8 protein-coding genes and 3 pseudogenes are annotated in these 10,180 nt (G+C 71.4%); 2 read left to right on the top strand and 9 right to left on the bottom strand.

The features are described from left to right. The 4 genes and pseudogenes from B9S61_RS41425 to B9S61_RS01085 form a co-directional block, all read right to left on the bottom strand. Positions 1–423, bottom strand: a pseudogene (locus B9S61_RS41425) (hypothetical protein); the annotation flags it as partial. After that, the gene (locus B9S61_RS01075; protein WP_258039493.1) at positions 420–1,094 is read right to left on the bottom strand and encodes a SigE family RNA polymerase sigma factor; all 675 of its coding nucleotides are present in this window, start codon (positions 1,092–1,094) and stop codon (positions 420–422) included. The gene B9S61_RS01075 and the pseudogene B9S61_RS41425, both read right to left, overlap by 4 nt. A gap of 408 nt (positions 1,095–1,502) precedes the next feature. After that, complete coding sequence (locus tag B9S61_RS01080) at positions 1,503–2,576, bottom strand: aspartate-semialdehyde dehydrogenase (protein WP_103540488.1); 1,074 nt, start codon at positions 2,574–2,576, stop codon at positions 1,503–1,505. Further along, positions 2,576–3,853, bottom strand: coding sequence for an aspartate kinase (locus B9S61_RS01085; protein ID WP_103540489.1), 1,278 nt, complete (start codon positions 3,851–3,853; stop codon positions 2,576–2,578). The genes B9S61_RS01080 and B9S61_RS01085 overlap by 1 nt, the downstream gene beginning before the upstream one ends. Before the next feature lie 346 nt (positions 3,854–4,199). Here B9S61_RS01085 and B9S61_RS01090 point away from each other — a divergent pair, with 346 nt between their 5' ends. Continuing rightward, positions 4,200–4,823 (top strand): ankyrin repeat domain-containing protein, encoded by a 624-nt coding sequence (locus tag B9S61_RS01090; protein WP_258039494.1) that lies wholly within the window; start codon positions 4,200–4,202, stop codon positions 4,821–4,823. Positions 4,824–4,956: 133 nt separating this feature from the next. Here B9S61_RS01090 and B9S61_RS01095 read toward each other — a convergent pair whose 3' ends face one another. From B9S61_RS01095 to B9S61_RS01105, 3 genes are all read right to left on the bottom strand, one after another. Further along, positions 4,957–5,616, bottom strand: a complete 660-nt coding sequence (locus tag B9S61_RS01095) for a DUF5063 domain-containing protein (RefSeq protein WP_103540490.1) — start codon at positions 5,614–5,616, stop codon at positions 4,957–4,959. Next, complete coding sequence (gene recR, locus B9S61_RS01100; protein ID WP_103540491.1) at positions 5,609–6,208, bottom strand: recombination mediator RecR; 600 nt, start codon at positions 6,206–6,208, stop codon at positions 5,609–5,611. The genes B9S61_RS01095 and recR overlap by 8 nt, the downstream gene beginning before the upstream one ends. 85 nt (positions 6,209–6,293) lie before the next feature. Beyond that, entirely contained in the window at positions 6,294–6,635 is a 342-nt protein-coding gene (locus B9S61_RS01105; protein WP_103540492.1) for a YbaB/EbfC family nucleoid-associated protein, read from the bottom strand. Between the two features lie 338 nt (positions 6,636–6,973). Here B9S61_RS01105 and B9S61_RS01110 point away from each other — a divergent pair, with 338 nt between their 5' ends. Beyond that, on the top strand, positions 6,974–7,720 hold the full coding sequence (locus B9S61_RS01110) for an SLATT domain-containing protein (protein ID WP_103540493.1): 747 nt from the start codon (positions 6,974–6,976) through the stop codon (positions 7,718–7,720). 97 nt (positions 7,721–7,817) lie between these two features. Here the strand turns inward: B9S61_RS01110 and B9S61_RS01115 are convergent. Together B9S61_RS01115 and B9S61_RS01120 are read right to left on the bottom strand one after the other, a co-directional pair. Then, a pseudogene (locus B9S61_RS01115) lies at positions 7,818–9,419 on the bottom strand (substrate-binding domain-containing protein). A 148-nt stretch (positions 9,420–9,567) separates the two neighbouring features. Beyond that, a pseudogene (locus B9S61_RS01120) lies at positions 9,568–10,180 on the bottom strand (serine/threonine protein kinase); the annotation flags it as partial.

The raw sequence follows: 10,180 nt of genomic DNA on the forward strand, positions 1-10,180 counted from the left end.
CAGTTCCAGCTCGTCCGAGTCGAGCCCGTCCGGGTCCCGGTCGTCCAGGCCGTCGTTCACCATTCCGTTCCCAGCGTGCGTGTGCTTCAGCTCTTGCTCGTACGGCGCCACCGGCTCGCGCAGCCGCGCGGACCCGCTCCCGGACTCCCGGGCGCCCGCGGCTTCCCGGACGTCCTCGGAATCCCGGGCGCCTGCGGACTCCGGACCTCCCGCGGGCCCCTGTCCCGCACCGGGCTCGTCCCCGTCTCCGGGCCCCCGAGCCGCGGCGGACGCCTGGCCGCCTCCTGACTCCCGTTCCCGAGCCCTCTCGGACCCCGGCCCGGCGTCGGGCGCACCCGGGTCCTCCGGTTCGCGCGGGTTCTCCGGCGCACGCGAACCCTCGGGTTCTCGCTCCTCACGCCGCGCGTCGTTGCCGCCGCTCATGCCGACGCCCCCATGGCGAGCCGCAGTGCCGCGATTCCGCGTGAGCCGTACGCCTTCACCGAGCCCAGTGAGATGCCGAGCGTCTCGGCGACCTGCGCCTCGGTCATGTCCGCGAAGTAGCGCAGCACCAGCACCTCGCGCTGGCGGCGCTGGAGGTTCTTCATCGCCTTGATCAGGGAGTCGCGCTCCAGCTGGTCGTAGGCGCCCTCCTCCGCGCTCGCCATGTCGGGCATGGGCTTGGAGAGCAGCTTGAGGCCGAGGATGCGGCGGCGCAGCGCGGAGCGGGAGAGGTTGACGACGGTCTGGCGCAGATAGGCCAGGGTCTTCTCCGGGTCCCGGACGCGTTTGCGGGCGGAGTGGACACGGATGAACGCCTCCTGGACGACGTCCTCACAGGAGGCGGTGTCGTCGAGGAGCAGTGCCGCGAGGCCCAGCAGCGAGCGGTAGTGCGCGCGGTAGGTCTCGGTGAGATGGTCGACGGTGGTGCCGGCCGCGACGGTGCCGTCCGCGCCGTCACGCTGACCTGGGACGCGGGTGGGACGCGCTGCGGGCATGGGCGCGATCACCGGCATGCCGCCGCCGGGCGCGCCGGACGTGCGGGGTCGGAGAACCTGGCGGGGCGGCCGGAGGACGGTGCCACGCGGCGCTGTGAAGTCGAGTACCTCAGCCACGCCAGTTGGACACGCTTCCCCCCGTAAGGGTTGTACGTGCCGGGCGTCACTTTTGCGGCGGACGGTTCCACCGGCCGGCCGCCCGCGTCAGGCAGCGTTCCCGACAGCACGTCAAAGGCCCTCATGCGTCCCGCTCTTCCCCTGTGCTCCATATGAACGGGCGTCCCCACGCCCGGTTCCAGACGTCCCCACGTCCGAAAGGCCGCGTCCCCACGACCCGGAAAGGGTGACCGCAAAGACGCTCCCCGCCCTCCGCGTGGTTGCGGAAGACGGGGAGGTAAGTCCTCGAACAAACGCTCGTACCATCCTCGATGGCCGGACCTGCAGGTTCAAGTGGTCCAGACCGAGAATCCGGATCACCAGGCTTACAGAGATCCTACAAACGAATCCTCTGCGATCCAGGACTTTTTAGTGTTCAACCACCACGAGTTCGGCGATCTGCGCGGTGTTGAGCGCCGATCCCTTGCGCAGGTTGTCCCCGCACACGAACAGCTCCAGCGCCGTGGGGTCGTCCAGGGCGCGTCGTACCCGCCCGACCCACGTCGGGTCGGTGCCGACGACATCGGCGGGGGTGGGGAACTCCCCCGCGGCCGGGTTGTCGAACAGGACGACGCCGGGGGCGGTGGCGAGGATCTCGCGCGCCTTGTCGACGGTGACCTCGCCCTCGAAACGGGCGTGCACGGTGAGGGAGTGAGTGGTGACCACCGGGACGCGTACACAGGTGACGGCCACGGGGAGGGTGGGCAGGCCCAGGATCTTGCGGGACTCGTCCCGGACCTTCATCTCCTCCGAGGACCAGCCGTCCTCGCGCGGCGACCCGGCCCACGGGACGACGTTCAGCGCGACCGGCTCCGGGAACGGCCCGGTGTTGTCCCCCACGGCGCGCCGCACGTCGCCCGGGCTGGTGCCCAGTTCCGTGCCGGCCACCAGGGACATCTGCTCGCGCAGGGTCCGCACGCCCGCGTGTCCGGCGCCGCTGACCGCCTGGTACGAGGAGACGACCAGCTCGCGCAGGCCGAACTCGGCGTGCAGCGCGCCGAGCGCGACGATCATCGACAGCGTGGTGCAGTTCGGGTTCGCGATGATCCCCCGCGGGCGCATGCGGACCGCGTGCGGGTTGACCTCGGGCACGACGAGCGGCACGTCCGGGTCCATGCGGAACGCGCCGGAGTTGTCGACGACCACCGCGCCCCGCGCGGCGGCGACGGGCGCCCACCTCTCGGCGACCTCGTCGGGTACGTCGAACATCGCGACGTCGACCCCGTCGAAGGCCTCCTCGGTGAGCGCGACGACCTCGACCTCTTCCCCGCGCACGGCCAGCTTGCGGCCGGCCGAGCGCGGGGAGGCGACGAGCCGGATCTCGCCCCAGACGTCCGCCCGCTGGGAAAGGATCTGGAGCATGACCGTGCCGACGGCCCCGGTCGCCCCCACGACCGCGAGCGTCGGCCGCCCCGCACGTCCGCGTCCCGCTGTCCCGGCCATCAGCGGCCGGTGCCTCCGTAGACCACGGCCTCGTCACTGTCGGAGTCCAGCCCGAAGGCGGAGTGCACGGCGCGGACGGCCTCGGGCACGTCGTCCTTGCGGGTGACGACCGAGATCCGGATCTCGGAGGTCGAGATCAGCTCGATGTTCACGCCCGCGTCGCTGAGCGCCGTGAAGAAGTCGGCCGTGACACCCGGGTTGGTCTTCATACCCGCCCCGACCAGGGAGATCTTGCCGATCTGGTCGTCGTAGCGCAGGGAGTCGAAGCCGATGGTGCCCTTGTTCCGCTCCAGGGCTTCGATGGCCTTGCGCCCCTCGGTCTCCGGGAGGGTGAAGGAGATGTCCGTCAGGCCCGTGGAGGCGGCGGACACGTTCTGCACGACCATGTCGAGGTTGATCTGGGCGTCGGCGATCGTGCGGAAGATCGAAGCCGCCTCGCCGGGCTTGTCCGGCACACCGACGACCGTGACCTTGGCCTCGGACGTGTCGTGCGCGACACCGGAGATGAGAGCCTGCTCCACCTGCTTGTCCCCTTGCTTCATCGGCTCGCTGCTGACCCACGTGCCCTGCAGTCCGCTGAAGGACGAGCGGACGTGGATCGGGATGTTGTACCGGCGGGCGTACTCCACACAGCGGTGGAGCAGCACCTTGGAGCCGGAGGCCGCCAGCTCGAGCATGTCCTCGAACGAGATCCAGTCGATCTTCTTGGCCTTGGTCACCACACGCGGGTCGGCGGTGAACACACCGTCGACGTCCGTGTAGATCTCGCACACCTCGGCGTCGAGCGCGGCGGCGAGGGCGACGGCGGTGGTGTCGGAGCCGCCGCGGCCGAGCGTGGTGATGTCCTTGGAGTCCTGGCTGACGCCCTGGAAACCGGCGACGATGGCGATGTTGCCCTCGTCCACCGAGGTCTTGATCCGGCCCGGCGTGACGTCGATGATACGGGCTTTGTTGTGGACGGAGTCGGTGATGACACCTGCCTGGCTGCCAGTGAAGCTCTGGGCGTTGTGGCCCAGGTTCTTGATCGCCATGGCCAGCAGGGCCATGGAGATCCGCTCTCCGGCGGTCAGCAGCATGTCGAGCTCGCGCCCGGCAGGAATCGGGGAGACCTGCTCTGCGAGATCGATCAGCTCGTCCGTCGTGTCGCCCATCGCGGAAACCACGGCGACCACCTGGTGGCCGTTCTTCTTGGCTTCCACGATCCTCTTGGCGACGCGCTTGATGCCTTCGGCATCGGCTACGGAGGAGCCTCCGTACTTCTGCACGACAAGGCCCACGTGCGCTCCTCGCTCAGTCCGTCGTTTTCCGCGGTCCGCACACAGGGGTGTGCGCCGCGGTCGGTTTCAGTCTATCGAGCGTCCGAAAAACCCCTCCGCGATATCGCATCGTGAGACTCCCGGCGCCCGTGCAGTGGGGCTCATGCCCATCCCGAGGCAACCCACTCGGAAAAGTGCCCCGCGTCACACACGGACCCGGCCGGGCGAGGTCCACGCGGGGCGGTGCCGAGGGTGATGCGCACCGGCCGGGGAGCTTCGCGGGGCATCGAACCGATGCCCACCGCGCCGTCCGTGTGGGCGCCGGAACCAGGTGTGGCACGAGGTGCCGGTGCCGCATGATCGACCCATGACGGAACCCATCGAGACACCGGACGAGCTGCCGCAGGCGGCGAAGGAGGGCGACATGGCTCCCGTGACCCGGCTGCTGGACGCGGGCGTCGGTGTGGACGCGACCGGCCGGGAAGGGCGGACCGCGCTGGATCTGGCGATCGAGGCGGGCCACACCGACGTGGTCCGGCTGCTCCTGGCGGCGGGCGCCGACACGGCAGGGCACGCCGGGTACTACCACGACCTGACCCCGCTGACCCATGCCGCGCGGCTCGGGCGCACGGCCGTCGTCGAGGTGCTGCTCGATGCCGGAGTCCCCACCGGGCCGCGGGCCAGGATCCCGTACACACCCCTGCTGGTGGCGGCGAACGACGGCCGCACGGCGACCGTCGGCCTGCTCCTCGACCGAGGGGCCGACATCGACGACCGGTCGATGAGGGGAAAGCCGGCGCTGGAGTGGTCGGCATGTTTCGGTCAGGTGGAGGCGGTACTGCAGTTGCTCGGCCGCGGTGCCGAGCCGACGGCGAAGGCACTGCGCTGTGCGCGCACGTCCGCGAAGCGGAATCCGGAGCGGGCAGAGGACTACGCACGCGTCCTCGCCGCTCTACGGGCTGCCGGAGCCGTCGACCCCGAAGAGCGGTGAACCACCGGAGCCCTCACCGCACCGGCCGGGCCATGCCGCTGTCCGCGAGGATGTCGATCGCCGTTTCGACGAGGTCCGCCGACACCGGATCCGAACGAGTGGAACCGCGCTCGTGCGGTGGGCGGTTCCGCCGTCACGTGACCGGGCGCACGCCCAGGGGGGTCGCGATTTCCTCCGCCATGACCTTGCCCGCTTCGAATTCCAGGGTGTCGTCGCCCATGCCCTGGTCGGTGTCGAGGCCGTCGAGTTCGGCGAGAGGCTGGTTCAGGCGGACGTGCGCCACGACGGACTGGAGGGCGCGCAGCGCCGCGGACGCCGTGGAGCCCCAGTTGGAGAAGTAGGAGAACTGCCACCACCACAGGGCCTCCGACGTGCGGCCGGCCCGGTAGTGGACCATGCCGTGGCGGAGGTCGGTGATGATGTCGGTGAGGTCGTCGGAGATGCGGGCCGGGACGGGTGCCTTGCGGGGCTCGTACGGGTCGAAGACCTCGGAGTAGACGTCGATCGGTTCGAGCAGGCGGGCGAGGTTCTCCCGGAGCAGGTCCACGTCCGGCTCCGGACCCGGGTCGGGCTCGTAGCGCTCGTCGGGGACGATGTCCTCGTGGGCGCCCAGGCGGCCGCCGGCCAGCAGGAGCTGGGAGACCTCCAGGAGGAGGAAGGGCACCGCCGAGTCCGGCTCGTCGCCCTTCGCGACCTCCGTGACGGCCACCAGGAAGCTCTCGATCTGGTCGGCGATCTGGACCGCGAAGTCGTCGGGGTTCTGGTGCGTCGCGTGCAGCGTGGCGTCAGACATCTAGGAGTCGTCTCCCCTCGAAGGCGCGGCCGAGCGTGACCTCGTCCGCGTATTCCAGGTCGCCGCCCACCGGGAGGCCGCTGGCCAGGCGGGTGACCTTCAGGCCCATGGGCTTGATCATGCGGGCGAGGTACGTGGCCGTGGCCTCGCCCTCGAGATTCGGGTCCGTGGCCAGGATCAGCTCGGTGACCGTGCCGTCCGCGAGGCGGGCCAGGAGTTCCCGTATCCGCAGATCGTCGGGGCCCACCCCGTCGATCGGGCTGATCGCGCCGCCGAGGACGTGGTAGCGGCCGCGGAACTCACGGGTGCGCTCGATCGCCACGACGTCCTTCGGTTCCTCCACGACACAGATGACCGCGGGGTCGCGGCGGGCGTCGCGGCAGATGTTGCACAGCTCCTCCTGCGCGATGTTCCCGCACGTCGCGCAGAAGCGGACCTTCGCCTTGACCTCCGTCAGCGCGTGCGCGAGGCGCCGCACGTCCGTCGGCTCCGCCTGGAGGATGTGGAAGGCGATCCGCTGCGCGCTCTTGGGACCGACGCCGGGCAGCCGTCCCAGCTCGTCGATGAGGTCCTGGACCACGCCTTCGTACAACGGACTGCCGTCCCTTCCTGATGTTCCTTCAGTACGTACCGTAGAGGCCCGCGGGCCGTCTGAGAAAGGCTGGGAAGCCGGAAGGTCAGAAGGGGAGACCGGGGATGCCTCCGCCGCCCAGCCCCTGGGCCAGCGGACCGAGCTTCTGCTGCTGCAGCGCCTGCGCGTTCTCGTTGGCCGCCTGGACCGCCGCGACGACCAGGTCCGCGAGGGTCTCGGTGTCCTCCGGGTCCACCGCCTTCGGGTCGATCTTCAGCGCGCGCAGTTCGCCGGAGCCGGTGACGGTGGCCTTCACCAGACCGCCGCCCGCCTGGCCGTCGACCTCCGTACGCGCCAGTTCCTCCTGCGCCTGGGCCAGGTCCTGCTGCATCTTCTGGGCCTGCTGGAGCAACTGCTGCATGTTGGGCTGGCCACCACCGGGGATCACGATTCGGCTCCTTGGTCGGTCGGTCCGTCGGGTCCGTCGGTCCGTGTTTCACGCTTCACGGCTCGCGGTTCCCACGGTTTTGCCGTTCGGCACGAGCCTACGTGGTCGGGACAGCCGTCGCCCCAGCACTCTTTCGGGTGAGTCCCGCTGAAGGCCCTATACCTGATCACGGCCTCCTTCCGGGGGAAAGAGCGCCCGAACCCCCGACGCCGCCACCCATTGGGAGGTAGGAAGAGTCAGGCGCGTGAGCACGTGGCTTCACATCGCACGCACGGAGCGTACGCGGGGTCGAGGGATCAGCAGGGGTCGGCAGGGTCGGTTCAGTTGGGAGATACCGGGTGGGTCAGCCGGAGATGCAGCCCGAGGGTCGGTCTCAGGACCGGCGGGGCGAGGGGGCGGCCGGACCGTGGCCGGGCGATCCGGCCGGGCGTGAGTTCCCGCTCGGGAACTGGGGCGACCCGGCGGCCCGGCTGGACGAGCTGTACCGGTGGGTGGAGCGCGGGGCGCTGGACACCGCCGCCTGGTATCTCGCGGACCGCGCGTGGAAGCGGCGGTGCGCGTGGGCGCTGCGGGCGGGGACGGCGGCGGGCGCGCTGACCGGGGCCGCGCTGCCGCTGCTCGATCTGACCGGGGTGGCCGACGGGTCCACGGCCTGGGGGTATCTGGCGCTGCTGCTCGCGGTGGCGTGTGTCGCCGGGGACCGGTTCTTCGGCATGACGTCCGGCTGGATGCGGGACATGGCGACGGCGCAGGCGCTGCAGCGGCGGTTGCAGACGTTCCAGTTCGACTGGGCGTCGGAGTGCATCCGTGAGGTGCTGGGCCCGGCGGAGGGCACGGCGAGCGAGGCGGCCGAGCGGTGCCTCACGGTGCTGCGGCGGTTCTCGGAGGACGTGACCGAGCTGGTGCGGGTCGAGACGGTGGACTGGATGGTGGAGTTCCGCAGCGGGGGCGCGCCTCTGGGAGTGCAGACGGCGGTGGCCGGCGGAGGACGCCCGGAGAGCACGCTCCCGCACGGCCGTTTCCCGTCCCCGCCGGGACCGTCCCGCCCGAACATGCCGAGGCAGCGCCCGCCGGAGCCCCGCTGAGCCCACCCACCACGGCGGACATCACCACGGCGCGAGCACCCTCACGCCGTGAGCACCACCGCCCGGGCCCGCTCCCGCCACCGCGTGGACACCGCCCTCAGGGCGTGCGCCGGGCGCACAGTTTCAGCCCCTCCGGGGTCCAGCACGGCAGATGGCCGTGGGTGCGGATCACGTCCTGGCCGTTCCCGCGCGCGAGATACGTCAGGAAGCTCGACGCCAGCGAGTCCGCCGGCGGCTGCCCGTAGGTGTAGGCGTACTCGATCTCCCGGTACGGATAGGAGCTCGTCCCGTCCTCGATGGCGTCGACGGACGAGGAGAACTGGTCGACGTGGCTGGCGATCGGGCTCAGCCGGGTGACCGTCGAGGGCCAGCCGGTGCGGCCCCTTCGCACGGGCGGCACTGTTGAGTTCGCTGTAGCCGATCGCGCCCGGGAGTTCGGCGACGGTCGCCAGCACCTGTTCGGTGGAGCCGAGTTCGCAGCGGATGACGGGGCCGGCCGGATCGTCCTTGTGCACACAGTCGACGGAGGAGTTGGCGATCTCGCCCCGGCCCAGCACCCGGCGCTGGAAGACCTGCCGGGTGCCCGAGTTCGCGTCCCGGCTGACGAGGTGGACCGGCAGGTCGGGGCCGCCGAGCTCGCTCCAGTTCGCGATCTCGCCCCGGTAGAGCCGTCGTACGTCCGCCGTCGACAGGTCGCGCAGCCGTACGTCCTCGTTCACCACCAGCGCGAACACCGACACCGCGATGCGGTTCTCGCGCAGTTCGGGCATCCCGCTCGGCTTGGGGCCGTCCGACAGGGCCACCACCGGCGGTGATCCGTGCTCCGACCGGGCCCCGGCCGCCGCCAGCTCCCGTACGCCCGAGGTGGATCCGTGCGGGTCCACCTCGATGCGCGGGTCCTCCCGCGCGCAGTCCTTCTCGTACTTCTCGGCGACCTCCCGCAGTACGGGTCCGAACGCCGTCGAGCCGGTGAGCGTCAGGGTGCCGCCCTCGCAGCCGATGGGCGGCGGGCTGTCGTCCTGGGCCACGACGATCACCGCCAGCGCCACCACGCACAGCGTGAGCGTGATGGTGATCAGCCGGGCCGCCCGGCTGAACAGCGGGGCCTTCTCGTCCGGGGTGGCGCTGCGGTCGCGGTGCACCTCGCCGTCGCTCAGGTCGCAGCGCAGCTCGATCCCGTCGCCCGCGCTGCCGCCGGAGAGCAGCACCAGGAGTTTGAAGTAGGCCCCCGGTTGAGGGGGGCGCGCGGGAGGTCGAGGGTGCCGCTCTGGTGGCCGAACCCCCGGTCCGGGGTGAAGTGCTCGACGAGATGGCCGGCCGCCGACGGCTGGGTGACCGAGACTCCGAGGATGGAGCGGCCGCCGAAGTCCACGGTCATGCCGTGGGTCCCCGGGCTCTGGTAGTCGTCGCGGCCGATGGTCCCCGAGCCGTCGTTCTCGATGCGCAGCAGCACGATGCTGGCGTCCGTCATACCGGCCGCCGTGTCGAACCAGCCCACGCGACGGTTGATCCGGCGGCCCGACCGCTGGTCGTCACCGATCGGCACGTCCAGCTGGACGCGGTAGCCGATCCTTCTGCGGCGTGGCACCCGCCGCTCGTACCGGACCATCACCGCGGAGGCGACGATGCCGAGCATCGCCGTCGCCACCGCCACCGCCACCGCCACCGCCACCAGGTTCTCCGCGCTCAGCCACTCCATCGTGCCGCCCCCGCAACCGCCCCGCACGCCCGACCGGGTGGCCACCGTACGGCTGTACGAGGACGGGGGCGGCCCTCGTCCGCCGAAGTTCACCGGCGTTCGCCGAACGTTCAACCACCCACGGTGAACGCGTGCTCGATGCCGCCCGTCAGTCGCGGGTGTAGGTGAGCTGTTCGCCGGTGCCGGTGTTCACGCGCTGGAGGGAGCCGCCGGGGAGCAGGAGGATCCGGCTGGCGGCGCCCGGGGAGCAGGCGCCGCTCGGGCCGACCGTGACGGACGAGGGGCCGAGGTCGAGCCGGTCGCCGGAGCTGCCGGTGAGCCGGGCCTCGAAGACACAGTGGTAGGTGCCGTTGCCGGTGGGCCCGTCGGCGACGAGGGACATCACCGTGTCGCCGACCTCGCCCTGCCGGACGGTGAGCCGGCGGCCGTGCTGTCCGCTCGCGTTGTCGATGGTGGCGGACCAGTCGCCCAGGAACTCCGCGGGGATCGTCCCGTCCGCCGGCGCGGAGGTTTCCGGCCCCCGGGTCTCCGGCGGCTGCTTGCCGTCCGGTGTGCCCGATTCCGGGGTGCGGGGCGCGCTGCTCGGCGTGGACGTCGACGGGCCGCCTCCGGCGCGGTCGTCGCCGGTGCCGCCGCTCATCAGCGCGTACACGGTGCCGCCCGCGCCGAGGGCGACGACCAGCGCGATCACCACGAGCAGCGCGGTGGAACGGTTGTCCCGGCGCGGCCCGGACCCGGGTCCGTACGGCGGCGGGTGCTGC

This window comes from Streptomyces sp. SM1 (assembly GCF_002910825.1).
In the GTDB taxonomy this organism is placed as follows: domain Bacteria; phylum Actinomycetota; class Actinomycetes; order Streptomycetales; family Streptomycetaceae; genus Streptomyces; species Streptomyces okerensis.